Origin of the sequence: Opitutus sp. ER46, from assembly GCF_003054705.1 — a bacterium.
Classification (GTDB): Bacteria; Verrucomicrobiota; Verrucomicrobiia; order Opitutales; family Opitutaceae; genus ER46.
The window spans coordinates 739838-763979 of the sequence record NZ_QAYX01000025.1; the positions used below are offsets into that span (position 1 = coordinate 739838).

Below are 24142 nucleotides of genomic sequence, written 5' to 3' on the forward strand. Positions count from 1 at the left end.
CACGAAGCAACCTAGGTTCCGCCGCTTTATGGAAAAGACCTTCATTATCTTTAAGCCCGACTGCATGCAGAAGCGCGTGGTCGGCAGTGTGCTCAGCCGGTTCGAGGCCGCAGGCTTCGACGTGATCGGCTGCAAGATGGCCCGCCTTGATCCGGCGGTCCTGCGCGAGCACTACGCCCACGTCGCCAGCAAGCCGTTCTACCCGGAGATCGAGCAGTTCATGGCTTCCCGTCCCGTGATCATGATGGCGCTGCGCGGCGAGAACATCGTCCAGCGCGTCCGCGATCTGCTCGGGCCGACGGATTCGAAGAAGGCCGCCAAGGGCACGATCCGCGGCGACTTCGGCACCGACATGATGCGCAACATCGTGCACGCCTCCGACAGCGTGGAGAACGGCAAGGTCGAACTCGCGCGGTTCTTCAAGGCCGGCGAGATCTTCGAGTAAGGCATCCCCCGCGCGCGTTCCGGCGCGCCTGCGCTGCCCCGGTTGGCGGTCGCCTCAGGCGGCACCCCGGGGCGGGATTAGGTCGTTACCCCATGGCAAATGACGTGGGGCAACGCTATCTTGGCCACAGGATGATTCAGCCTGCGCCCTACCATGGCAGCTTGATGAAGCTGGCGTTCACCATGCTTGCGATTCTCGCGGTGCTGGCCGCGGGCCTCACGGTTTGGCGGGAGGCCACGGTGCCCGCCCGCGGAGGGTCCGGGATCCCGGCCTCCGCCTTGATCCGGCGCTAGCGCCATGGCCGCGACACCGCCGTCGGAAGCGGGGGTGATCCCTCGCCGTGGCGTGCCCGTGGCCGCGGGAGCAAAGCCTTGCGGTTCCAATCCCGCGACCCGAAGCTCCGCCGCGATGACGAATGCCCCCACCATTCTGGTCGTCGAGGACGAGGAGGACTCGGTCGTGCTGCTCGAGAACGCCTTCCGCAAGGCGCAGTTTCTAAACCCGGTTCACCGTGTGTCGCACGGCGCCCTGGCGATGGAGTACCTCACGAACGCCATCGACGCGAAAAAGCGCACCGTGCCGCTCCCTGCGCTCGTGCTGCTCGATCTTAAGCTGCCCCTGGTCTCCGGCCTCGAGGTGCTGCGCTGGATCCGGACGCATCCGGTCCTGCACTCGTTGATCGTGATCGTCTTTACCTCGTCGTCCGAGCCCAGGGACATCGCGGCCGCCTACCGCGCCGGTGCAAATTCGTACCTGGTCAAGCCGACGACGGTGAACGCACTGCGTGAACTCGCGGTGGAGTTGCGCAACTACTGGCTCCGGCTCAACGTGCCGCCCAACGAGCCCGGCCCGACCTAAGGACCAGATTGGCGGCGGCAATCGTCCCTGCTGGTTTTTGCTCGCCCGGTCGCAGCCCGGTTTCGACACTCCCGCCACCCCGTATGAAGCGAATCGTTCTTGTCCTGGCGACCGTCGTCCTCGCGTTCGGCCTGACCGCGCCCCTGTCGGCGCAACAGGCGCGCAAGAGTCCGCACGAGACGATCAGCCGCCTGGTGCAGAACAATCGGGTGACGATCGTTTATGGGCGCCCGTACACGCGGCATCCCCAGACGAACGCGCCGCGCAAGATCTGGGGCGGCTTGGTGCCGTTCGGGAAGATCTGGCGACTCGGCGCCGACGAGGCGACGCTCTTCATCACCCAGCAGCCGCTCCTGCTCGGCCAGGCCGAGATTCCGGCGGGGGCGTACACGCTGTTCATGTTGCCGGCGGCCGACGGCTCCGCCGAGTTGCTCATCAACCGCGAGATCGGGCAATGGGGCGTCGACCCCTACGACCGCGCGACCGAGATCGCGCGCGTGCCGCTCCAACGGCAGGAACTGGCGACGCCTGTGGACCAGTTTACCATCGCGATCGACAACGGTTCGACGGCGGGCGGGGTGCTCTCCTTCAGTTGGGAGAAGGTGCAGTATTCCGTGCCGTTCCGGGTGCGAAAGTAGCGCCGCCATTCCGGGTTGGGGCGCGGCCTCCTCCGGTTCGGTTCGCCCTCGGCGCGGTGAATTACGCGTGAATAAGTTTCCGGCGAAAGGAGTTGCCATCGCGGGCGCACGTGGCTGCTTCGCCGCCGGATTTTCCCCATGGTTTTTTCCTCGTTTTGTGCGCTGGGTTGAGGTCGCCATGGACCGCGCGCCCGCCATCCTTTCCCTGCGATGAATACGACCGCCCTCGTCTCCACGAGAATTCCCGGTTTCAGGGTCGTGCCGAAGCGGAAGCTCGGTGACGTTTTCCGCCCTTCCCAGAGCGGGTTCTATGTCCTCCTTGGCCGCCGCGGGGGCGCCACCGCACCCCGGGAGCGCGTCCTGTTCGTCGACTATGTCGACGACTTTCTCGACGCCTGCCGGCTGCAGATCGACGAGCTGTGGACGAAGCACCGCGTGATGATCACGCACGTGGCGGTCAAACTTGGGCGGCCGTTCCAGACGGTGCATCCGAGCCTGACCGATGCCTACCGCCGCGCGATCGCGGTGCAGGAACTCCGCCACAAGTTGAACCCCCGCTTCCGCCGACTCTGAGTCGCAGCGCTAGAAGTACTTCACGTACGCGATACCGTTCGCGTCGGTGAAGGTGAGGCTGTCGGTCGAAACTTTCGTCAGCCGCAGATTGAGTGTCCGGTCGACGATGTCGTTCACCCGGTAAACGCGGTCGTTCATCAGAACCTTGCTCTCGGCGCCGGAGGAACGAATGCCGGTCACGCGCAGCGTATCGATGAACTGATGGACGCGCTCGTCGGGCCGCGCCGGGGCTTTCGCCGCCGGTGCGGGCGCGGGCGTCAAGGGAAGCGCATCGGGTGCGGCTGCAACCGAGGCAGGGGTGCTGGTGGCCGTCGTGGGTGAGGCGGACGCCGGGCCCGTCGCCGCGGGTGGCGGGGTGGTGGCGACGGCTTGCGGAGCCTCGGGTTGAGCCGCCTTGGGCGCGGTCACGACTGGCTCGGATGTGGTGCCCGGTGCGACGGGTGCCGGCAACTTGGGGAGCACGACGGAAGGGGCCGCGGCGGGTTTGGGGTCGGCCTTGGCTGCCACCGGGGCGGCCGCGGGCTTCGAAGCGGGGCGCGTCAGCCAGAGCGCGGTGAGCACCATCGACGCGACCACGAGGATGACGGCGCCGCTGGCGATGAGAAAGATGGAGGTGGCGCTCTTGGGTTGTGGACGCTTGGCGATGGGGCCACCCGCGCCGGCGGTGTCCCCGGTTGGCCCCTCGTGGCGAAGCCGTTGGGCCTTCTTCAGCGCTTCATTGATCAGACTCATCGCGAGGTAATCGGACGGTGGAAGCAGGATGGCGTCAATCGGTGAGGTTGGCCATGTCTTTGGCGGCGCGCCGGACGTCCCAGAAACTGACCTCGTCCGAGCCACGGATGAAGGCCGCGAGCAGCGCGCGGTCACAAAGGTTGTTCACGATGCGCGGAATCCCGCCGCTGTAGCGGAAGACCATCCGCAGCGCCCAGCGGGTGAAGTACGGCCGGCCTTCGCTGCCCGCGAGGGCGAGCCGGTGCCGCACGTAGTGCGCGACGTCGTTCGCGGAGAGCGGATGCAACTCGTAATGCACGAGAATGCGCTGGCGAAGCTGCCGCAACTCGTCGCGGGCGAGCACCTCCTTGAACTCCGGCTGACCCATGAGGACGATCTGCAGGAGCTTCTGCTTGTCGGTCTCGAGGTTGGAGAGGAGGCGGATCTGCTCGAGGACGTGAAAGCTGAGATTCTGGGCTTCGTCGATGATCAGCACGATATCGCGAGCCTTCTCGATCCGTTCCAGGAGCACGCGGTTCATCTGGGCGACGAGGTCGACCTGGCTGCGGGCGAGCTTCGTCTCACCGAGTTCGGTGAGGATTGCCTTGAGCATCTGCGTCTCGGTGACCCGCGGATTGAGAATCAGGGCCGTGTCGTAGTGCGCGGGATCGATCTCGTTGAGAAAGCGGCGGCAGAGCGTGGTCTTGCCACAGCCAACCTCGCCCACGAGGACGATGAAGCCCTTCTTCTCCTGCACCCCGTATTTCAGGTGTTGGAGGGCTTCCTGGTGGGTTGGGCTGAGGTAGAGAAATCGCGGATCCGGCGTGATGTTGAAGGGCATCTCGCGGAAGCCGTAAAAGCTCTGATACATGAAAGCGCGACGCTGGCGGCGTCGGGGGGCAAACGCACGCCAAAACACGCCCGGGCGCCCCGGCGGGCGGCTTTGAAATTCCCTTTACTCGCGGGCGGGCCTGTTGGTTCATCTCCAGCGCCTTTGTGAACCTCCGCCGCATCATCATCACCGCCTATGCCGTTGTGCTCGCCGCACTCAGCGTGACCGGCGGCGCGGTGTACGTCGACGCCCGCGCCCAGTTGCGGCGGCTCAAGGAGATCGAGCTGCTGAAAAGGCAGGAACTGGTGGAGGCGCAGGCGCGGCTCAAGGAGCAGGAAACGATTCTCGAGCGCTTGAAGTCCGATCCTGAGTTCGTCGAGCGGACGCTGCGGCGGCGCCACATGTACGGCAAACCGGGGGAGACGATCTTCCGCTTTCCGGACTGAACGGGCGGGCGGCCCCGGCGTCCTTTTGCGGCGGTGGCGCCGAACCAATTCCGCCGCCGCCTGACCATTTTCGCATTCATCCATGGCTACGAATCATCCGTTGATTGAGAAGTTTCAGCAGGCCGGCCAGGGCCAGGTGTTCGCCTATTTCGACGAACTGAGCCCGGAGGCGCAGCGACAACTGCTGGCCGAGGCCGCGGAGATTGACCTCGCGGAAGTCGAGCGGCTGAGCCGCACGCTGCTGGCGAAAGGCGCGGCGGCGGGCGTGAATCTGGAAGGCCTCACGCCGGCGCCCTACGAGAAGCGGCCCGAGCACGGCGGCGATGCCGCGGCTTGGGCGAAGGCGAAAGCGGCGGGCGAGGCCGCCTTGCGGGCCGGCCGGGTTGCGGCCTTCACCGTCGCGGGCGGGCAGGGCACCCGGCTGGGTTACGACGGGCCCAAGGGCACGTTCCCGGTGACGCCCGTGCGCCGGAAGACGTTGTTCCAGGTGTTTGCCGAGAAGATCCGGGCGGCCGGCGTCCGCTACGGCAAGCCGCTGCACTGGTTCATCATGACCAGCCACGTGAACCATGCCGCGACCGAGGCGTTCTTCACCGCCAACCAGTGCTTCGGCCTCGACCGCGACCACGTGCATTTCTTCCGCCAGGGCCGGATGCCGGCGGTGGGTTTTGACGGCAAGATCCTGCTCGAAGGGAAGGGGACGATCGCGCTTTCGCCGGACGGCCATGGCGGCTCGTTGCGCGCGCTTGAGCGCAGCGGCGCGCTCGATCTCATGCAGCGGGAGGGCGTCGACATCCTGAGCTACTTCCAGGTCGACAACCCGCTGATCCGGATCATCGACCCGGCGTTCATCGGCTGGCACGTGCTCGGCGCATCCGAGATGTCGAGCAAGATGGTGCCGAAAGCGTTCCCGGAGGAAAAGGTCGGGCACTTCTGCGTGCAACAGGGTCGGCGCGTCGTGATCGAGTATTCCGATCTGCCGCTGGCGATGCAGCGTGAGAAGGGACCCGATGGCCAGCTCCGCTACCTGGCCGGCAGCATCGCGATTCACCTCCTCGATCGCGAGTTCGTCCGGCGCATGGCGCGGGTGCAGCCGGGGGTGGCCGAGGGCAACGCGCCGACGCTGCCCTTCCATCGCGCCGACAAAAAGATCCCGACGCTCGATGCCACGGGCCGGCCCGTGAAACCTGAGAAGCCGAACGGCGTGAAGTTCGAGATGTTCGTCTTCGATGCGCTGCCGTTCGCGCGCCAACCCGTGATCATCGAAACCCGCCGCGAGGACGACTTCTCCCCGGTGAAGAACGCCGAGGGCGTGGACTCACCCAAGACCTGTCGCGACGACCAGCTGCGGCAGTTCGCCCGCTGGCTGAAGGCCAACGCCGCCACGGTCACCACCGATGCCACCGGCCTCCCCGCGGTGAGCCTCGAGGTGTCCCCGCTGTTCGGCTACGACGAGGACTCCTTCGCGGACGCGTGGCGCAAGCTGGCCGCCAAGCCCGCGATCACCGAAGGGCTGTACCTCGAGTGATCGCCCGCTAAGCTGCCTTCTCCGTCGCGCGCGGCGTGAGCCCGGAGGCTCCGCCGCGACCGTGCCGGCCCGGTTCCAACTCCACCCTCCTTGCCTTACCCATGACCACGCATGATCGGATCTCCACCGCCGGGCGCGCAGGACAACTGCTGCCCGGAGCCGTCGAAAACCTCCACGCCTTCCTGGGCGCCAAGCTGCCCCGCTGGGCCGAAGCCAGCATCGAGGAACTCGTCGCGGCGGAGGCGTGGCCGGAACTGAACGATCGGTTCTATCGGTATCTCGAGTTTGGGACCGGCGGCATGCGCGGGCGTACCATCGGTGCGCGGCCGGCGAGCGCCGAGACGGGCCAGGTCGACGCCAAAGGTTCGCCGGAACACGCGGCGATCGGGAGCAACATGCTCAACGATTTCACCCTGATCCGCGCCACGATCGGCCTTTTCCGCTACACCCGGGCCCACCTCGAGCGCCAGGGCAGCAAGGTGGCCCCGCGCCTCGTCATCGCGCACGACGTGCGCCACTTCTCGCGCCGCTTCTGCGAGCTCGCCGCCTCGACGTGGACGCAGCTCGGCGGGCAGGCCTGGATCTTCGACGGCCCGCGCCCGACGCCGCAGCTCAGCTTTTCTGTGCGCTGGCTCAAGGCCCACACGGGCGTGGTCATCACGGCGAGCCACAATCCCTCCCACGACAACGGCTTCAAGGCCTACTTCGATGACGGCGCGCAGGTCGTGCCGCCGCATGACCGCGGCATTGTGCAGGAGGTCAATGCGGTCCCGCTCGCGGAGCTGGGGGCGTTTCTCAACGTGAAGCTCGACGGCGTGACCACGCTCGGCCGCGACGCGGACGACGCCTACCTTGCCGTCGCGGCGCAGGCGGCGCTCGACCCCGAGGTCTTCCGGAAGACCAAGCTCTCCGTCGTCTTCACCAACATCCACGGCACCGGCGCGGTTCATTCGCTGCCGCTGTTGCTGCACGCCGGCTGCACCGTCAATCCCGTGTCGGAGCAGCTCGATTTCGACGCGCGCTTCCCGACCGTGAAGTCCCCGAACCCGGAGAACGCCGCGGCGCTCGCCCGCGCGGTCGCCCTCGCGGAAAAGAACGGCGCCGATGTCGTGCTCGCCACCGATCCCGATGCGGATCGCATGGGCTGCGCGGTCCGCACGCGCGACGGCCGGATGGAACTGCTTACCGGCAACCAGATCGGCGCGCTGCTCGCCGAGTATCGGCTGATGAAGTACAAGGAGCTCGGCTGGATTCCGCGCGACGGTTCCCGTCACGTCGCGATCATCAAGACCTTCGTCACCACCCAGCTCCAGGACGCGGTCGGCCGCGGCCACGGCGTGAAGGTCATCAACACCCTCACGGGCTTCAAGTGGATCGCCGCGAAGATGCGCGGGTACGAGGACAAGCTCCGGGCCGCCATGGGGCCGGACTTCGACTACGACGCCACGCCGTTCCGCGAGCGGGCGCGGCTGCTCCAGCTGCACAGTACCTTCTACGCGTTCGGCACCGAGGAGAGCTACGGCTACCTGCCGAACGACTTCCTCCGGGACAAGGACGGTAACTCGGCCTGTCTCATGTTCGCCGAGGTCTGTGCCTGGGTGAAGGGCCGCGGCCTGACCGTGCCGGAGTACCTCGACGAGCTGTACGTCCGCTACGGATTCTTCCTCGAGGGCGTGATCAACATCTACTACGAGGGCGCCAGCGGCAGCGCGAAGATCAAGCGCATCCTCGAGACGTACCGCAGCCAGCCGCCGAAGACTTTCGGTGACGTGGGCGTCACCCGCTTCCAGGACTTCGGGCGCGAGACGATCATCGATGCCGATGGCGAGAAGGTGCCGGCGCAGGATCTCTACTTCGTTACCCTTGCCAACGGTTACAGCTTCGCCGCCCGCGGCAGCGGCACCGAACCGAAGATGAAGTTCTACATCTTTGCGCAGGAGAACGTTTCGTCCGTGGCGGAACTGCCGGCGGTGAAAGCCCGGGTGCGCGCCACCCTCGACCAGCTCAACCACGCCATCGAAGCCGATGCGCGGGCCCGCGCAGAGGGATGATCTCCCCGGCGGCACGCGGACCGGGGGCGCGGCCTGCTCCCGCCGCCGCCGCGGGGTCTGCACCCCGTGAACCGCGCCCCGGGGGCCGAGTCTAGGCGACGACAGCCATGTCCACGGCGCGCTTCCCCTTCCTCGGCTCCCGCCTGCCGCGACGGGTCCTGATCGTCGGCTGCGGGCTCAGCCTGCTGGCGGGGACCGTGCTGCACCTGCGGGCGCGGGCGGCGCTCACCTATCGGGCCGACGAATACGCCGCCGACCTGGGCGCCAAGATCGACTCGCGGCTCTGGGCGTACCTCGCGCTCCTCCGGGGCGCGGCGGGTTTCTTCAGCACCGAGGGCTGGATCACGCCCGACAAGTTTGCGCGCTACTTCAGCCAGGTGGATGTCGCCCGCAACTATCCCGGACTCCAGGGCGTCGGCTACACGCTGCGGCTGGCGCCGGCCGAGGCGGCGGGTTTCGCGGCGCGCCGGCGCGCGGAGGGTCGGGCGGACTTCCGCATCTGGCCGATGGACCCTCGGCCGGAGTACCACACGATCGTCTACCTCGAGCCGGACAACGTCCGCAACCGGGCGGCGCTCGGCTACGACATGCACACCGATGTCGTGCGTCGCACCGCGATGGATCGCGCGCGGGATACCGGGCAGCCGGCCGCGACCGGGAAGGTGACGCTGGTGCAGGAGATCGACACGGCCAAGCAGGCCGGCTTCCTGATTTACGTTCCCTTCTACCTCGGCGGCGGATTGCCCGCGACCGTCACCGCGCGCCGCGAACGGCTGGCGGGCTACGCCTATTCGCCAATCCGGGCGGGCGACTTCATCAATGCGCTCCTCGGCCCCGGCGGCACGCGCGGCGGCGTCGCGGTGTACGACGGCATGCCCACCCCGGATAACTTGCTGTATCGCACGGGTGCGGCCGCGGACTGGCTGCGCGTGTCGCGCGTCCGCACACTGTGGATGGCGGACCGGCCGTGGACGCTCGTCTACACCTCGGAGCGCGGTATTTTGCTGGCGCCGCTCGCCGTGACCCTGGCGGGCTTCATCGCCGCTGGCGGGGTGGCGTTCCTGGTGCGGGGGCTGGAGCGCGCGCGGCGCGAGGCCCACCGGAGCGAGGCCGAGACGCGGGAACGCGAAGGGGAACTGGCGCTGCTCGTCGACGCGGTGCCCGCGCTCGTGTCGTACATCGACCAGAACCGCATCCTGCGCGTCTGCAACCGGCGCTACGCGGACTGGTTTGGCGTGTCGCCCGGGGCGCTGGTTGGACGGCGCGTCGGCGATGCGGTGGGGCTCGAAGGCAACCAGGAAGTTGAGACCCACCTGCGCCGGGCGCTGGCGGGAGAGGGCGTGTCGTTCGAGCGTTGGCAGCGGATCCCCGGCGCCGGGGCGCGCTATCTCGGCACAATCTACGTGCCCCACCGCGGACCGGCCGGCCACATCGTGGGCGTGTACGCGCTCACCTCCGACCTGACGGTGCACAAGCGCGCGGAGGAGGCGGCGCGCTTCGTGGCCGACTGCGGGCAACTGCTGATCTCCTCGATGGATTTTGAGACGACCACGCGCGGCATCGTACACCTGGCGGTGCCCCGGGTGGCCGACCTCGCGGTGCTGTTTCGGGCGGAGGACGGCAAGCTCCGGGCAACCGCGGTGGCCCATGTCGACGAGGCGATCGAGCGGGAGCTGCACGCCAATCTCGACCTGCTGGCACTGCCGATCGGCGGCCAGCACAACCTCGCCGCCGCGGCGCGCATGGGGGTGCCGGTCGTGTCCCCGCAGATCGACCGGCAGACGATCGAGCACGCCGTGGAGGGCGACGCGCAGCGCCGGCTGCTGCAGTTGCTCGACCTGCGCTCGGCTGTGCATGTGCCGGTGGTCGTACGGGGCCGGCTCTGGGCGGTGTTCAGCCTCGGCACGACGGCGCACAGCGGGCGGCAGTTTTCCGACGAGCAGCGGCAGCTGGCCGAGGACGTGTCCACCCGGCTGCGACTGGCGGTGGAAAACGCGCTGCTCTACCGCGAAGCGCAGCAGGAGATCGAGGAGCGCCGGCGCGCGGAGCGGACCGCGCGCGAAACCGAGGAGCGATTCCGGCTGCTGGTGGAGGGCGTGCGGGACTACGCGATCATGGCGCTGGATCGTGAGGCCCGGATCGATTCGTGGAACGAAGGGGCGGAGCAGACGCTGGGCTTTCCCGCCGGGGAGGTGATGGGCACCCCGGCGGCCCGATTCTATACCGCCGAGGATCAAGCCGCCGGGCAGCCGGAACGCGACCTCGCCCAGGCGCGCCAGCACGAGGCAGCGTCGAACGAACGCTGGTTCGTGCGCCGGGACGGCTCCCGGTTCTGGGGCAGCAGCCACTTCGCGGTGCTGCACGAAAGCGATCGCGTGCGCGGCTACGCCTGGATCCTGCGCGATCTCACCGACCGCAAGCGGATGGAGGAGGAACTCGAACGGCGGGTGCAGGCCCGCACGGCCGAGCTGCACGAGGCGGTGCAGGAGCTCGAGGCCTTCTCGTATTCGGTTTCGCATGATCTCCGGGCGCCGCTGCGGACCATCCGCGGATTCACCGAGCTCGCGCTCGAGGAGGCCGGCCCGCGGCTGCACGAGGAGGAACGCGGTTATCTCGGCCGCGTGCACCGGGCGTCCGCGCGGCTCGACCGGCTGATCTCCGACCTCCTGGCCTACACGCGCGTGTCCAAGACGAAGGTCGAGCTGCGGCCCGTCGACCTGCATGCGCTGGTCTCGGACATCCGGCGCGAACATCCGGAGTTCCAGCCGCCGCGCGCCAACGTGGAAATCGAGGGCACCCTGCTCCCCGTGGTGGGCAATGAGGCCTACCTGACCCAGTGCCTCACGAACCTGCTGGGCAACGCGGTGAAGTTCGTGGCGCCGGGCACGCGGCCCGAGGTGCGCGTGGCAACGGAGAGCCGCGAGGGCGTGGTGCGGCTGCGGGTGTCGGACAACGGGATCGGCATTCCGCCCGAGCGGCTCAACAAGGCATTTGAGATCTTCGAGCGGCTGCACACGACGGGCGACTACGAGGGGACCGGCGTGGGACTCGCCATCGTGCGCCGTGCCGTCCAGCGCATGAAAGGCCGCGTCGGCGTGAGTTCGGAAGTGGGGCGAGGGACGACGTTCTGGATCGAACTGCCGCCGGTGCCGCCGAGTTGAGTAGCTGGTAAAGACGTCCGCTCGCACCCAAGTCCTTGCCCTGGAAAGGGCGGCTCGAAGCCGCCGAAAATTGCCTATGGCGGGCCCGGAGCCGGCTCCGTTCGGCGTCATGGGAAATCGGATGCGGCTAGTTTGGTGGCGCGGCCCGCTACGCAAAGTGGCGGCGTTTTTCTAGGATGATCCCGGCTTACGAAGGGCGGGCGTAGGCCGGTCGGCACCCCTCCGGGGCGGCTGGCGCAAAACCCGTCTGGTCCGGCTCCCCTCGTCATGCATACCTCTCGTTGGCTGGGTTCGTCCGTCTGCGTCTTCCTGCTCCTGCTGGTCCCGCTGTTCGCCGCGCCGCCGGTGCTGCAGCGCGCCGATGCCCTTGGTTTCGTCGAGGGCGACGCCGTCGAATATCACGTCGTTGCCACTGGCGCCACCGCGTACACGGCCGTTGGGCTCCCGCCGGGTACGACCATCGATGCGAGCACCGGCGTGATTCGCGGCGTGGCGCGCGACGTCGGCCGGTATCCGGTGACGGTGAGCGCGACCAATGCCGACGGCACGAGTTCGGTACGCCTCGACATCTCGGTGGTCTCCTCTGCGGCGGGTCCGCTGATCTACGCCCCGCTCATGTTTGACGCGTACCATTCGGTGCAGCCGGGCGGCGAGGCGTTCACCTGCACGCTCAAGGCCACGGGTTCCCCGACCAGCTACGAAACCAGCGAGGTGCTGCCGGCGGGATGGTCGTTCAGCGCCGGCGGCGTGCTCGTGGGGCGGACGCAGCAGCCCGGGCTCAGCGTGATTCCGGTGAGTGCCACCAACGCCAACGGCATCGGCTCCGCGGCCATCACGGTGCGGGTGCATCCGGCGTGCACCCAGTTCGAGCAGACGACGGGCAGCCTGCAGGCGGGCGATGTGTTCCGGGTGGCACTGCAGTTCAACCGGCCGGTGTCGTTTGGCGGTGATGCGCCGTACCTCGAATTCACGACGTACCCAAGTGGCGCGACGCGCCGGCTCGCTTACGCGTCGGGCAACGGTACCTCCGCACTCACTTTCACCTATACGGTGACGGCGGATGACACCCCCGGCGACATCCTGCTCTACACGACACTGCAACCGTCCGCCGGTGCGGAGGTGATCGGACTGCAGGACCAGGACGGCCTGCAGGTGGGCAAGGCGCTGCCGATCGCCGGCGCGTACACTCCGGTGGCGCGGATCGTGGTGGTGACGCCGACCACGCCCACGCCGACTGGCAACGACTCGGGCGGGCAGGGCAGTGGCGGAGTGACAACGCCGACGCCGAGCGTCGACCCGGTGGTGACGACTCCGCCGGCGTCCACTCCTGACCCTGAACCCATGCCGGAGCCGACCCCGACGACTCCGCCGGTCGCGACCACACCGCCGCCGACCACCACACCCGTGGTGACGGCGCCGCCAGCGAGCACGCCGACGACACCGGACACACCGACGATGCCGGCGCCGCAGGGCCGCTTGGTGAATCTCTCCGCGCGTGCGCTCGTCGCGGAAGGCGACGCGAACCGGGCGTTCCTGGCCGGCTTCGTGGTGTCGGGCGCGACGCCGCGGTCGATGCTGCTGCGGGCGGTCGGGCCGGCGCTGACGGCACTCGGGGTGACGTCACCGGTCGCGAACCCTCGTTTGCGGGTATACGACGCCGCCGGCACGGTGATCGCGGAGAACGACGACTGGAACACGGCCGAAGTGGCGGCCAAGGCGGCGAGCGTCGGCGCGTTCAGCCTGAAGGCTGGGAGCACGGACGCCGCGCGGGTGCTCACGCTGGCGCCGGGACTCTATACCATGGAAGTCGTGCCCGGCAGCGGCGCGGGCGTGGCGTTGGCGGAAGTCTATGACCTTGGCACCGGAGCGACGGAGGCGCCGCTCGTGAACATCTCGACCCGCGCGTACGTCGGCGCGGGGGAGGGCGCGCTCACGGCGGGCTTCGTCATCGGTGGCAATGCCGCGAAACGCGTGCTGGTTCGCGGCGTGGGCCCGGGACTCAGCCAGTTGGGCGTTTCCGGCGTGTTGGCCGACCCCAAGCTCGCCGTCTATCGCGCCGGCGGCGTGGTGGTGGCAGAGAACAACGACTGGCAGAGCGGGACGGCGGCGGCGGATGTCGCGGCGGCGAGCAAGGCGACCGGTGCGTTCGCGCTCACGCCCGGCGGGCGCGATGCGGCGACCGTGCTGACGCTGGAGCCGGGCGCTTACACGGTCGTCGTGAGTTCGGTCGACGGCGGCGCCGGCACCGGGCTCGTCGAAGTTTACCAATATTGAAATCGGGAGGACTGAGTCCTTCCGATTTCAGCCTCGTCGGTTTTCGCGGACCGAAAACTGCCTAGACAAGAAGCAGAGCGGGGGCTTCGAGCAGACGCTTGAGCGCGTTGAGAAACTGGGCGCCGACGGCGCCGTCCACCACGCGATGGTCGCAGGAGAGGGTGAGGACCATGGTCTGGCCGACGACGATCTGGTCGCCCTTCACCACCGGCTTCTTGACGGTCGTGCCGACGGCGAGGATCGCGACGTTCGGCGGGTTGATGATGGCCGAAAAACGCGGGATGCCCATCATGCCGAGATTCGAAACGCAGAACGTGCCGCCGGAGAATTGGTCGGGCTTGAGCTTCTTGTCCTTGGCCAGCTTGCCGAGCGACTTCGCCTCGGCGCTGATCTGGACCACGCTCTTCAGGTGGGCGTCGCGGACCACGGGGGTGATGAGACCATCCTCCATGGCGACCGCGAACGAGACGTGGGCGGCGCTGTAGTAGTGAATCTGAGCCTGGCCGTTGCCGGGCTCCCAGGAAGCGTTGACCTGCGGGACGCGACGGAGCGCCTCGGCACAGCCCTTGAGGATGAAATCGTTGACGGAGAGCTTCACTCCCTCCTCCTCGAGCGCGGTGTTGAGCTGCTCGCGGAGCGCAAGCAGCGGCGCGGCGTCGATTTCAACCTCAACGTAGAAGTGCGGGATCTGGGTCTTGGACTCGAGCAGCCGGCGCGCGATGGCGCCGCGCATGTTGGATACGGCGGCGACGCGTTCGTCCTGGATCGGCGCACCGCGCAGGACCGGAGCCGGCGCGAGGGCCTGCCGGGTGGCGCCGCCCGCCGCGGGCGCAGCGGGAGCCGCGGGCTTCGTGACGCCCTGTTTTTCGGCGGCGAGGATGTCGGCGCGAACGATGCGACCGCCGGGACCGGAGCCGGTGACCAGGGCGGGATCGATGCCCTTTTCGAGGGCCAGCTTGCGGGCGAGAGGGGAGATCCGGATACGCTCATCCTCGCCGCGCGCGGGCGCCGGGGCGGGCTGCCCGACCGAGGCGCTGGTGGCGGTCTGGGGTTGCACGAGCGGTCGCGCCTCGACTTCGGTCTTGGACGTGGTGGACGCGCCGGGGGCAGTGACCTTCGTCTGGTCCGACTGCTGCATGACGGGCGTCGGAGCGCCGGCCGGCTGGGCGGCGGGCGCGGGCGCCTTGGACTCGGGGACGTCGACCTTTTCGCCGGGTTTGCCGATGGCGCAAAGCGGGGCGCCGATGGCGACCTGGGAACCGGGGCCGGAGAAGATCTTCAGGAGCGTGCCGTCGAAGAAGCTCTCGAGCTCCATGGTGGCCTTGTCGGTCTCGACTTCGGCCAGCATGTCGCCGCTCTTCACGACATCGCCTTCCTTCTTCAGCCACTTGACCAGCGTGCCCACGGTCATGGTGTCGCTGAGTTTCGGCATTTCGATGATGTTCGGCATGGTCGTCGGAAAGGTTTGGACAGGGAGAGGTGCGGGGCCGCGGTGGGCCGGAAGATTCAGGCGGGTAGGAGGCGAAGGGCGAACGCGAAAACGCGGGCGGGGGCTCAGGCCATGGCCTGCAACGCGGCCTTGATCACGCGCTGCGGGTTGGGGAGTTGCTCGACCTCGACCGGCGGGCTGTAGATGGCCGGGGCGTCGATCGTGGCGAGCTTGTGGATCGGCGCGTCGAGCTCATCGAACGCCTCGCGCTGGATCATGTACGCCAACTGCGAGCCGACGGAACAGAAGGGTTTCTGTTCCTCGACGACCAGGACCCGGTGCGTCTTCGCGACGGAGGCGAGGACCGTGTCGAGGTCGAGCGGACGGATCGAGCGGAGATCGACGATCTCGGTGGAGATCTCGTGTTCCTTCTCGAGGACGGCGGCGGCGGCGAGCGAGTGCAGGACCGAGCGGCCGTAGGTGACGATCGTCAGGTCGGTGCCCTCGCGCTTCACGTCGGCCTTGCCGAGCGGCAGCACGTACTCCTCGGTCGGGACTTCACCCTTCTCGCCGTAGAGCATCGTGTTCTCGAGGAAGAAGACGGGGTCGTTGTCGCGGATCGACGCCTTGAGCAGGCCCTTGGCGTCGTAGGCCGTGGCGGGCACGACCACCTTCACGCCGGGGTGGTTGGCGAGGATGTTTTCCGGCGTGTGCGAGTGCGTGGCGCCGACGTTGGTGCCGCCGTTGGCGGGACCGCGGATGACGATCGGGCAGGAAATCTGGCCCCCGCTCATGTAGCGGACGTTGGCGGCGTTGTTGAGAATCTGGTCGAAGGCGACGGAGTAGAACGACCAGAACATCAGCTCCATGACCGGGCGGACGCCGAGCATCGATGCGCCGATGCCCATGCCGATGAAGCCGGCCTCGCTGATGGGCGTGTCGACGATGCGTTGCGGACCAAACTTGGCGAGCAGGCCCTCGGTGACCTTGTAGGCGCCGTGGAACTGGCCGACCTCTTCGCCGAGCACGACGACGTTCGCGTCGCGCTCAAGCTCTTCGGCGAGCGCGTGGCGGATGGCTTCGCGGTAGGTGATGACAGGCATGAGAGAGAACAGAAAGGGGCCCTCCAATCAGGCGCCGAGACGCGCCGATGGGCCGGGCAGGGAAGTCATGACGTGGGATGCGGACGCGGGGGACGGGAGACTCAGTCGAAGAACAGACGGCCCTGGGATTTGCGCTCCGACGGATTGTCGGCCTCCCAGTAAACGTCCTGCTGAATGTCGTCGACGGTGGGGAACGGGCTGGCCTCGGCGAACTCGGCGGCGTTTTCCGCCTCGGCGCGGGCCTCGGTGTCGATCTGCTCGATCAGCGCCTCGGTGAGGACGCCCTCGCTGAGCAGCTGGTTCTGGAAGAGCTGGATCGGGTCTTTCGTCCGCCGGTACTCCTCGATCTCGGCCTTGCTGCGGTAGGTGTTGTCCGGATCGGCCACCGAGTGGCCGCGGTAGCGGTAGGTGTCGATCTCGACGGTGCTGGGGCGGGACTTCTCGCGGGCGAGCGTGAGGAACTTGTCCATCATCGCGCGCACCTCGTAGATGTCGTGGCCCTGGCACTGACCCCATTCCATATCGTAGCCGGCGGCGCGTTGGGCGAGTTCGCCTGCGGAGGAGCGCGCCTGGCTCGTGCCCATGGAGTAGCCGTTGTTCTCGATCACGAACACGACCGGCAGATTCCAGAGCGAGGCGAGGTTGTACGCCTCGTGCACCGCGCCCTGGTTGACGGCGCCGTCGCCCATGAACGCCATCGCGGCGCCCTTCAGGCCCTTGTACTTGATGCCGTACGCGAGACCGACGCCGAGGGGAATCTGGCCGCCGACGATGCCGTGGCCGCCCCAGAAGTTCCGGCTCGGGTCAAAGTAATGCATCGAGCCGCCCTTGCCCTTCGAACAGCCGGTCGCCTTGCCGTAAAGCTCGGCCATTAGCGGCTTCGGATCCATGCCCACCGCGAGCGCGTGACCGTGGTCGCGATACGCGGTGATCACGTGATCGTTGGCGGACATCAGGGAACAGCAGCCGACGGCCACCGCCTCCTGTCCGATATAAAGGTGCAGGAACCCGCCGATCTTCTTGCCCTGGTAGGCGCGCAGGCTGCGCTCCTCGAAGCGGCGGATGCGGACCATCTTCCGATGCAGCGCGATCTTTTCGTCGGCGGTCAACCTGGCGTTGATGGCCGCGTTGCGATGCGGTGAACCGTGGGCGGGTTCCGGCGTTTTCTCGGTGTTGGCGCTCGTTTTCTTGCTCACGAAATGAACTCGTTGTGGGAGGCGCGCCAGTGTCCGGCGGAGGGCCGGGAAATCAAGCGCGGACTGCACCTTAGCACAGGTTGCGGCGCGCGCCAGCGCGCCCCAAAAACGCCGGCTGTTGGCACCTCGCGGAGTTCCAAAATTCGCCGGCCCGAGGATGATGGAGTCTGCCCCGCCCGGGGATCGAAAAAGTCCGCTAATGCGGGCGTCGCGGTGCGCCGCGAGCCGTTAATAACCGATCACCGCGAGGCTGTCGGCGACACGGGGGCCGCCGCGAGTTCGATCCAGAAACGACTGCCCACGCCCACCTCGGAGTCGACGCCGCATCGCCCGCCCATGCGCTGCACCGCGCGCTCGACGATCGCGAGGCCGATGCCGGTGCCCTCGGTCGCCCGGCCGGTGGGCAGGCGCTCGAAGATGCCGAAGATCCGGTGGTGAGCGTCGCGCGGGATGCCGATGCCGTTGTCGATGACGTACACCCGCAGCCAGGGGCGCGGCTCGGCGTTGATGGCGCCGAAGGACGCGTCCGCAAAGGCGGCCTGGCGGGTCGTGGTGTCGTCGTCGCCGGTGAGAATCTCGGAGCGGATCACGAGGTGCAGCGGTCGGCCGGGCGCGCCGAACTTGAGGGCGTTGTCGATCAGATTCGCGAGGCACTGCTGTAGGAGCGTGCGCTGGGCCCACACCGCGCCGAGCGGCGTCTCCAGCGTCAGCATGCCGGGCTGCAGCCCGGCCGTGCTCGCGATGACCTCGGGCACCAGGTCGTCGAGGTTTTGGGGCGTGATTTCGAGCTTGTCCCGCGACACGCGGCTGAAGCGCAGGAGGTCGCGCGTGAGCTGGTCCAACCGGAGGCTGGAGGCGTGCACGCGTTGAAGCATCCCGCGACCGGTGTCGGGCAACTGCGCGCCGAAGTCGGTCAGGAGGATGTCGCTGTAGCCAATGAGGGCCCGGATCGGCGCGCGCAGGTCGTGGGCGACGGTGTAGGAAAAGCTTTCGAGTTGGGCGATGGTCTCGTGCAGGGCCGCGGTCCGTTCCACGACCTTGCCTTCGAGGGTCTCCGCGTGCCGGCTCAGCGCCTCCTGGGCGGTGCACAACGCCTGGTCGCGCAGGCCGCGTTCGAGGGCCACCGCGACGTATTGAGCCAGCGTGGACAGGAACTCGACGTCGGTCGGTGAGATGCGGTCCCGGGCGCGGGTGCCGAAGGCGACCGTCCCGAGCAGGCGCTCGCCCACGAGGAGGGGAAAGACGGCGACGGCCCGCAGCCCGTACTCGCGGAGCCGGGCGGCCCCGGGATCATCGCTCTCCTGCAGCTGCGCCAGCAGCACCGGCTGGCGCTGGGTGGCGCACCGGCCGCAAAGGCCGTCCGCGAGCGAAAGGGAATGCGGCAGCCAGCGGTTCTCGAGCGGCCCGCCGCCGTTGGTGTGGAGGCGGAGCGTGCCTTGGTCGGGGTCGAGCATGTAGCTGCAGCACAGCTCAAGATCGAGGGCGGCCGCGACCTTGGGGTAGATCTCCGCGACCTCCCGGAGCGGATCGCGGGATTGCAGCAGGTGGGCGAGGGTGGACGAAAGCAGCCGCTCGTGGTCGTGCTGGCGGCGGAGCAGCGCCGCGTGCACTTCGCGCTGGGTGACGTCCTCGATGACCGTGATCGTGCCGAGGAGGATGCCGCCCGAGAGGAGCGGAGCGATGCGCGCCGTCTGTTGCATGTGACTGAAGCCGGTGCCGCGGACCGGGGCGGCCAGGGGCAGGAGGTAGCGGTGCAGCGCGGACGCCAGCACGCTGACTTCGCCCTGCAACGCGCGGCGGTAATGCTCGTCGAGCCGGCGTTGGGGCAGGTCCGGAAAGACTTCGAAGAGTGGACGGTCCAGGACCTCGCCCGCCTCCCGGCCGCTGTGCTGGACGAGCCACTCGTTCCAGGACTGGATCCGTAGCTCGCGGTCGGTGGTGAGGATGCCATACGGCGCGATCTCCTGCATCCAGCCGAGCATGGCGGTGGCGCGGTCGGCGCCGACGCTGACGGTTTCGCCCCACGCGCTCATTGCTGCTGCCTTTCCTCCCACCGATTGACCTCGGTGAGCAGGCGGTCGAGCGACGTGAGGCCGAGAATGATCACGAAGTAGCCGGTGACGTTGCTGGCGCGCAGGTGGAACCGGGTGTGGATCATCAGTGCGTACTGCAGCTCCTCGGAGGCGATCGTGATCGACCGCAGCACGCCATCGACGGCCTCAACCTGCATGCGCGGGACGGCGAACGAGACCTGGATCTGCAGGAGGTTGCCGAACACGCCGAGGCACGCGTTCAGGAGAATGTTGCCCACTTCGGTGATGACTTCGCGCGCGTTGGCGTCGAACCGGTGCGAGGCGGTGCGCTCGTCGGTGAGGAGCTCGCTGAGGACCAGTGCCGACCGCTCGTCGAGCAGCAGCAGGGCGTTCCCGGCGACCGGCCCGGAGAATACCTGATTCACGCTGGCGACGTCGCCGGAGATCAGCGTCGAGAGGATGGTGCCCACCTCGCCGATGTCGTACATCGCCACCTGCGGTGCCTCGAGGGTGATGCGGTATCCGGTGAGTTCCGACAGGGCGCCGGCGGCGCGGCCGTAGCCGATGTTGATCAACTCCGACAACGCATCCTTCTGATTGAGGGTCAGCTCCACGTTTTTCCTCCCTCGAGCACGGTGTTTACGGTGGCAGTGAGTTGAGTGCGGTTGAGCGGCTTGTTCACGAACGCCACCGCGCCGGCGTCGCGGACCTGGTCGCGGGTGGAGTTCTGAATGTCGGCGGTGGCGACGATGACCCGCACGCCGGGATCGAGTTCACGCATCTTCGTCAGGACCTCGAGGCCGTACATGCCGTGCATCACCATATCGAGGATCACGACGTCGTGCCGGTTGATGTAGTAGCGTTCGAGCGCCTGCGCGCCATCGGACGCCTCCTCGACGACGTGCCCCATTTGTTCGAGCAGGTGCCGCGTCGTGCGGCGGGCGAGACCGGAATCATCCACAATCAGGACCTTGGCGTTCATAAGTGGGAAAGGAGGGCGGCGGCCATGCCGGGGAGCGGGATCGCCCGGTCGCTGAGGCCAGATTCGACGACGGAGCGCGGCATGCCGTAGATAATGCAGCTGCTTTCCGCCTCGGTGAGCACCGCGCCGCCCTTGGCCTTGATCCAGGCGGACCCTTCGCGGCCATCGTCGCCCATCCCCGTCATGACGACGCCCAGCACGCGGCTGGCATACGTTTCCGCCGCGGAATGAAACAGGACGTCGACCGAGGGGCGGTGATTCTTCTCCAGCGGATGCAGGGATAGCTGGGCGCGGACACGTCCATCGGGATGCCGCCGGAGGGTGAGATGCCGGCCGGCCGGGGCGAGCAGCGCGAGGCCGGGGCGAAGTTCGTCCCCGTCGCGGGCTTCCGCGACGTCCAGCGCGCAGATCTCGTCGAGCTTCTCGGCGAACAGCGCGGTGTACCCCACGGGCATGTGCAGGACCATGGCGATCGGCACTGGGAAATCGGCCGGCAGTTCCGGCAGCATGCGGCGCAGCGCCTGGGGACCGCCAGTGGAGACGCCGATCACGACGACGTCGGCGCGCGGGCGGGGCCCGGCGGAGCTGCCGCCTGCCGGAAGCGCGGAGGTGGAGGCGAGAAGACGAGGGGAGCTTGGCAGACCCAGCCGGCCGGCCGGGGCGCGGGCGACGGCTTCAAGCTTGGCGACGAGTTCATCGCTGATCAGCAATAGGTCGTCGGTCGCGAGTGCCGTCGGTTTCTGGACGAGGTCGACGGCCCCGGCATCAAGCGCCTCCATCGCCGAGGCGCCATCCAGCGCCGACGCGGTGAGGAGCAGGATGGGCACCGGTTTGCGTGCCATCTGGCGGCGGACAAAACCAAGTCCGTCGAGTTTCGGCATGACCAGGTCGCACGTGACGACATCGGGCTGCAGGCGGTCGACGAGCTCCAGCGCTTCCTCGCCGTCGCGCGCCACGCCGACGACCTCGATGCCGGGGTGGCGGGCCAGCATGGTGCGCACGGTCTTGCGGACAAAGGCGGAGTCGTCGACGACGACGGTGCGGATGGTCGTCATGCGGCGAGGGGACGGCGCACGTAAACGAACGCGTCGTCCACGTTGGTGAGCTCGAAATCGCTCGTCAGGCGGAGCAGGGACTCGGAGGCGCCGACGAACAGGTGCCCGCCGGGCGGCATGCGGGCGGCGAAGGTCGCGAGGGTGCGGCGGATCGCCTCCGGCGAGAAATAGATGAAGACGTTGCGACAGAAGATGACGTGGGCGTCGGCCAGTCCGCGCACCTCCAGCGGGGAGACGAGGTTGGCGCGCGTTAAGGTGACGCGCTGGACGATGGCGGGATCGAGCCGCCAACCCTCGGGCACGCGCGTGAAGTACTTTTGCCGGAGCGGCTCAGGCAGCGCCCGGAACGAACGTTCGCGGTAGATGGCGAGGCGGGCGCGCGCGAGGGCGGCCTCGCTCGCGTCGCTGGCGGTGATCTCGATTGGCAGGTGCGCCAGGCCGGCCTCCTGGAGCGCGATGGCCAGGCTGTAGGGCTCTTCGCCGGAGGCGCAGGCCGCACTCCAAATTCGGAGCGGACGGTCGCGGGCGGCGAACCAGGCGGGCACGACGAAGGACGTTAGCGCCTGGATCTGGCTCAGTTCGCGCCAGAAGTAGGTTTCCTGGACGGAGAAGGCGTCCATCACCCGCAGCCATTCGGCGGGGCCCTCGGCCTCATATTTCAGGATGTAGTAGTAATCCAGGTACGAGCGGCAGCCATGCGCGAGGGCGCGGTCGCGCAGCTTCTCCAGCAGCGTCTCCAGCCGGTCGGCCTCGAAGAACACGCCCAGGCGCTCGTGCACGAGGTCGCGCAGGAGTTGCGGCACGCCCTCGGGCACGGAGGGGCTGATGGAGGCTTCGGACACAGAGGGCACGGTCAACGTTGGCGGGCGGCGCGGGTGGCGCGGGCGCCGCGTTTGGCGGCGGAGTGTCCGTTGGTGCCCGCGCCCGGCCGCAGGCCGAGGTTGTCGATCAGGTTCGCGGCGAACTCGGAATGCTGGCGGTTGGCGTCGGTGATGAGCCGGATCTGGCGGGCGATGTTCTCCGACGAAGAGGTGAGGTCGCGCACGGCCCCGGTTTGCTCGCCGAGGGCGCGCGCGGCCTGTTCGGACTGCAGCTTGAGGCTGTCGGCTGCGGTCGCGACCTGGGCGGTGCTCGACGTCTGGTCGCTCAGGCTGCGCGTCACGCCGGCGATGAGCCGGGCGAGGCGTTCGGATTCCTTGGAGATCTGGTCGGTGGCGGTGACCTGCTCGGCGACGGCGCGCGCGGTGGAGTTGGCGCCCTGGCGCATGGCATCGACCGCCTGCACGATCTGGGTGGCCCCCGTGGCCTGCTCTGTCGTCGCCTTGCGGAGTTGGACGGCAATCGTGTTGGTGCTCTGGGCGGCCTTGATGACCTCGCGGGACGCGCGACCGTGTTCGCCCATGGCCTGGGCCACCTCCTTGGCAACTTTGCGCATCTGAGCGGAGGACTGCACGATGGCGGTGACACCGCGGGCCTGTTCGGCGGTGGCGAGGGCGACCTGCCGCGCCTGGGCCGTGGCGTGCGAGATCGATTCGACGACGTGTTTGCCTGCGGTGATCTGCTCCTCGGTGGCGCGGGAGACGTCACCGACGATCGTCGCCGTCTCGGACACGCCCGTGAGGATCTGCCGCAGGCCGGCGAGGCCGGATTCCGACTGGCGGTTGCAGTCGTCGGCGACCCGCGCGCCCTCGTTGGCGGCCTCGGTGGCGTCCCGCGTTACATTTTCGAGGCCGCGCACAATCTGGCTGATGTCGGCGGTGGCCTTCGCGCAACGGTCGGCGAGGTTGCGAATCTCCTCGGCGACGACGGCGAAGCCGCGGCCGGCATCGCCGGCGCGGGCGGCCTCGATCGAGGCGTTCAGGGAAAGCAGGTTCGTGCGCTCGGCGATGACGTTGATCGTATCGACGATGGAGGAGATCTCCGCCGTCCGCTGGTTGAGCTCGCGCATCACGGTGGTGGAGTTGCCCATCGCGCGGGAGACGCGGCCGATGCCCTCGATGGATTTCTCGATGGCGCGGCCGCCTTCGCCGGCCTGGTCAGACACGCGGCGGGTGATCTCGTGGGCCCGGCGCACCATGTCGGAGACGGAGCGGATCGAACGCTCCATCTGGGTGGCGCTGGTGGTGGCGGCGGCGGCGGCCTCGGTGATCTTGTCGGCGTTCTGGGCGACGCCCTGGACGGAGCGGCCCATCTGCTCGATCGAGGTGGACGTTTCCTCGACGGACGTCAGCAAGCTGTCGGACATGGCGCCGACCTCCTCGATCGACGCCGCCATCTCGTTCATCGAAGACAGAGTCTCCTCGGCGGCGGCGGTGAGGTCGTCGGCGTTGCGCGAGACGCCCTGGATCGAGCGGCTCATCTGCTCGATGGCGGCGCCGGTCTGGTTGACGGAGACGGAAAGCGTCTCGGTGTCGCGGCCGACGCGCTTGATCGAGGCGGCGACCTCGTTGCTGGAGGTGCTGAGCTCCTGCGCGGAGGTCGCCATCTCCTGGCAGGTGGCCGTGACGGCCTGGGTGGCGCGGGCGATGTCCTGCGCGGCGGCACTGGTCTGCGTAGCGCCGCTGGCAACCTGGGCCGAGTTGATGGTCACCTGCTCGATCGAGGCGGCGATCTCGTTGATGGACGACACCAGTTCCTCGCTCGAAGTGGTGAGGGACTCGGCCTGGGACGCGGTGTCGCGGAGCGAACCGGCTATGCGGCCGGCCCGGTCGTTGAGGGTGCCGGGGGGGGGAGCGGCGGGTTTCGGCGCCGGGTGGGGGGCAAGTTCGAGCACGCGGTGGGAGTGGCCGTTGGACGGGTTCTTGGACATGAGGGCTCCGATGAGAAA

The 24142-nt window shown here is 68.2% G+C and carries 20 protein-coding genes; 9 read left to right on the forward strand and 11 right to left on the reverse strand.

Annotated elements, in window-relative coordinates:
• The first annotated feature begins 28 nt into the window (after positions 1–28).
• From ndk to DB354_RS21315, 4 genes are all read left to right on the forward strand, one after another.
• Positions 29–445 carry a nucleoside-diphosphate kinase gene (gene ndk / locus DB354_RS21300; RefSeq protein ID WP_107837647.1) on the forward strand — a complete coding sequence of 139 codons (417 nt, stop codon included), beginning with the start codon at positions 29–31 and terminating at the stop codon, positions 443–445.
• 408 nt (positions 446–853) lie between these two features.
• Complete coding sequence (locus DB354_RS21305; protein ID WP_107837648.1) at positions 854–1303, forward strand: response regulator; 450 nt, start codon at positions 854–856, stop codon at positions 1301–1303.
• An 83-nt stretch (positions 1304–1386) separates the two neighbouring features.
• On the forward strand, positions 1387–1941 hold the full coding sequence (locus DB354_RS21310; RefSeq protein WP_107837649.1) for a DUF2911 domain-containing protein: 555 nt from the start codon (positions 1387–1389) through the stop codon (positions 1939–1941).
• Positions 1942–2151: 210 nt separating this feature from the next.
• Positions 2152–2514: a hypothetical protein gene (locus DB354_RS21315; RefSeq protein ID WP_107837650.1), complete on the forward strand. Its 363-nt coding sequence runs from the start codon at positions 2152–2154 to the stop codon at positions 2512–2514.
• A gap of 9 nt (positions 2515–2523) precedes the next feature.
• Here the strand turns inward: DB354_RS21315 and DB354_RS21320 are convergent, their stop codons facing one another.
• Together DB354_RS21320 and DB354_RS21325 are read right to left on the reverse strand one after the other, a co-directional pair.
• Complete coding sequence (locus DB354_RS21320; protein WP_107837651.1) at positions 2524–3246, reverse strand: hypothetical protein; 723 nt, start codon at positions 3244–3246, stop codon at positions 2524–2526.
• A gap of 34 nt (positions 3247–3280) precedes the next feature.
• Complete coding sequence (locus tag DB354_RS21325; protein ID WP_107837652.1) at positions 3281–4096, reverse strand: AAA family ATPase; 816 nt, start codon at positions 4094–4096, stop codon at positions 3281–3283.
• 125 nt (positions 4097–4221) lie between these two features.
• On the opposite strand from DB354_RS21325, the gene DB354_RS21330 reads away from it, so the two are divergent.
• The 5 genes from DB354_RS21330 to DB354_RS21350 all read left to right on the forward strand — a co-directional run bounded on the left by DB354_RS21330 (position 4222) and on the right by DB354_RS21350 (position 13517).
• Positions 4222–4503 (forward strand): septum formation initiator family protein, encoded by a 282-nt coding sequence (locus DB354_RS21330; RefSeq protein WP_158277656.1) that lies wholly within the window; start codon positions 4222–4224, stop codon positions 4501–4503.
• Between the two features lie 82 nt (positions 4504–4585).
• Positions 4586–6031, forward strand: a complete 1446-nt coding sequence (locus DB354_RS21335) for a UDPGP type 1 family protein (protein ID WP_107837654.1) — start codon at positions 4586–4588, stop codon at positions 6029–6031.
• A gap of 101 nt (positions 6032–6132) precedes the next feature.
• Positions 6133–8082 (forward strand): phospho-sugar mutase, encoded by a 1950-nt coding sequence (locus tag DB354_RS21340; protein ID WP_107837655.1) that lies wholly within the window; start codon positions 6133–6135, stop codon positions 8080–8082.
• A gap of 107 nt (positions 8083–8189) precedes the next feature.
• Positions 8190–11243, forward strand: coding sequence for a CHASE domain-containing protein (locus DB354_RS21345; protein WP_107837656.1), 3054 nt, complete (start codon positions 8190–8192; stop codon positions 11241–11243).
• Between the two features lie 267 nt (positions 11244–11510).
• A complete protein-coding gene (locus DB354_RS21350) occupies positions 11511–13517 on the forward strand; it encodes a putative Ig domain-containing protein (protein ID WP_107837657.1) in 2007 nt (668 codons plus the stop codon).
• A 61-nt stretch (positions 13518–13578) separates the two neighbouring features.
• On the opposite strand, the gene DB354_RS21355 is transcribed toward DB354_RS21350, so the two are convergent.
• The 9 genes from DB354_RS21355 to DB354_RS21395 form a co-directional block, all read right to left on the reverse strand.
• On the reverse strand, positions 13579–14967 hold the full coding sequence (locus DB354_RS21355) for a pyruvate dehydrogenase complex dihydrolipoamide acetyltransferase (RefSeq protein ID WP_107837658.1): 1389 nt from the start codon (positions 14965–14967) through the stop codon (positions 13579–13581).
• Between the two features lie 104 nt (positions 14968–15071).
• The gene (locus DB354_RS21360; protein ID WP_107837790.1) at positions 15072–16049 is read right to left on the reverse strand and encodes an alpha-ketoacid dehydrogenase subunit beta; all 978 of its coding nucleotides are present in this window, start codon (positions 16047–16049) and stop codon (positions 15072–15074) included.
• A 101-nt stretch (positions 16050–16150) separates the two neighbouring features.
• Positions 16151–17245, reverse strand: a complete 1095-nt coding sequence (pdhA, locus tag DB354_RS21365) for a pyruvate dehydrogenase (acetyl-transferring) E1 component subunit alpha (protein ID WP_107837659.1) — start codon at positions 17243–17245, stop codon at positions 16151–16153.
• Between the two features lie 239 nt (positions 17246–17484).
• The gene (locus DB354_RS21370; RefSeq protein ID WP_107837660.1) at positions 17485–19278 is read right to left on the reverse strand and encodes an ATP-binding protein; all 1794 of its coding nucleotides are present in this window, start codon (positions 19276–19278) and stop codon (positions 17485–17487) included.
• Complete coding sequence (locus DB354_RS21375) at positions 19275–19892, reverse strand: chemotaxis protein CheC (protein WP_107837661.1); 618 nt, start codon at positions 19890–19892, stop codon at positions 19275–19277. Before DB354_RS21375 ends, DB354_RS21370 begins: the two co-directional genes overlap by 4 nt.
• A complete protein-coding gene (locus DB354_RS21380) occupies positions 19883–20260 on the reverse strand; it encodes a response regulator (RefSeq protein ID WP_107837662.1) in 378 nt (125 codons plus the stop codon). The genes DB354_RS21375 and DB354_RS21380 overlap by 10 nt, the downstream gene beginning before the upstream one ends.
• Positions 20257–21315 carry a chemotaxis response regulator protein-glutamate methylesterase gene (locus DB354_RS21385; RefSeq protein WP_107837663.1) on the reverse strand — a complete coding sequence of 353 codons (1059 nt, stop codon included), beginning with the start codon at positions 21313–21315 and terminating at the stop codon, positions 20257–20259. The genes DB354_RS21380 and DB354_RS21385 overlap by 4 nt, the downstream gene beginning before the upstream one ends.
• Positions 21312–22157, reverse strand: coding sequence for a protein-glutamate O-methyltransferase CheR (locus DB354_RS21390; RefSeq protein ID WP_107837664.1), 846 nt, complete (start codon positions 22155–22157; stop codon positions 21312–21314). Before DB354_RS21390 ends, DB354_RS21385 begins: the two co-directional genes overlap by 4 nt.
• 11 nt (positions 22158–22168) lie before the next feature.
• Positions 22169–24124, reverse strand: a complete 1956-nt coding sequence (locus tag DB354_RS21395) for a methyl-accepting chemotaxis protein (protein ID WP_107837665.1) — start codon at positions 24122–24124, stop codon at positions 22169–22171.
• Between the last annotated feature and the right edge of the window lie 18 nt (positions 24125–24142).

What these genes read in the sequence shown, in the direction of transcription:
- ndk (WP_107837647.1), top strand. Translation starts at nt 29, where the DNA reads ATGGAAAAGACCTTCATTATCTTTAAGCCCGACTGCATGCAGAAGCGC.
- DB354_RS21305 (WP_107837648.1), top strand. Translation starts at nt 854, where the DNA reads ATGACGAATGCCCCCACCATTCTGGTCGTCGAGGACGAGGAGGACTCG.
- DB354_RS21310 (WP_107837649.1), top strand. Translation starts at nt 1,387, where the DNA reads ATGAAGCGAATCGTTCTTGTCCTGGCGACCGTCGTCCTCGCGTTCGGC.
- DB354_RS21315 (WP_107837650.1), top strand. Translation starts at nt 2,152, where the DNA reads ATGAATACGACCGCCCTCGTCTCCACGAGAATTCCCGGTTTCAGGGTC.
- DB354_RS21320 (WP_107837651.1), bottom strand. Translation starts at nt 3,246, where the DNA reads ATGAGTCTGATCAATGAAGCGCTGAAGAAGGCCCAACGGCTTCGCCAC.
- DB354_RS21325 (WP_107837652.1), bottom strand. Translation starts at nt 4,096, where the DNA reads ATGTATCAGAGCTTTTACGGCTTCCGCGAGATGCCCTTCAACATCACG.
- DB354_RS21335 (WP_107837654.1), top strand. Translation starts at nt 4,586, where the DNA reads ATGGCTACGAATCATCCGTTGATTGAGAAGTTTCAGCAGGCCGGCCAG.
- DB354_RS21340 (WP_107837655.1), top strand. Translation starts at nt 6,133, where the DNA reads ATGACCACGCATGATCGGATCTCCACCGCCGGGCGCGCAGGACAACTG.
- DB354_RS21345 (WP_107837656.1), top strand. Translation starts at nt 8,190, where the DNA reads ATGTCCACGGCGCGCTTCCCCTTCCTCGGCTCCCGCCTGCCGCGACGG.
- DB354_RS21350 (WP_107837657.1), top strand. Translation starts at nt 11,511, where the DNA reads ATGCATACCTCTCGTTGGCTGGGTTCGTCCGTCTGCGTCTTCCTGCTC.
- DB354_RS21355 (WP_107837658.1), bottom strand. Translation starts at nt 14,967, where the DNA reads ATGCCGAACATCATCGAAATGCCGAAACTCAGCGACACCATGACCGTG.
- DB354_RS21360 (WP_107837790.1), bottom strand. Translation starts at nt 16,049, where the DNA reads ATGCCTGTCATCACCTACCGCGAAGCCATCCGCCACGCGCTCGCCGAA.
- DB354_RS21370 (WP_107837660.1), bottom strand. Translation starts at nt 19,278, where the DNA reads ATGAGCGCGTGGGGCGAAACCGTCAGCGTCGGCGCCGACCGCGCCACC.
- DB354_RS21380 (WP_107837662.1), bottom strand. Translation starts at nt 20,260, where the DNA reads ATGAACGCCAAGGTCCTGATTGTGGATGATTCCGGTCTCGCCCGCCGC.
- DB354_RS21385 (WP_107837663.1), bottom strand. Translation starts at nt 21,315, where the DNA reads ATGACGACCATCCGCACCGTCGTCGTCGACGACTCCGCCTTTGTCCGC.
- DB354_RS21395 (WP_107837665.1), bottom strand. Translation starts at nt 24,124, where the DNA reads ATGTCCAAGAACCCGTCCAACGGCCACTCCCACCGCGTGCTCGAACTT.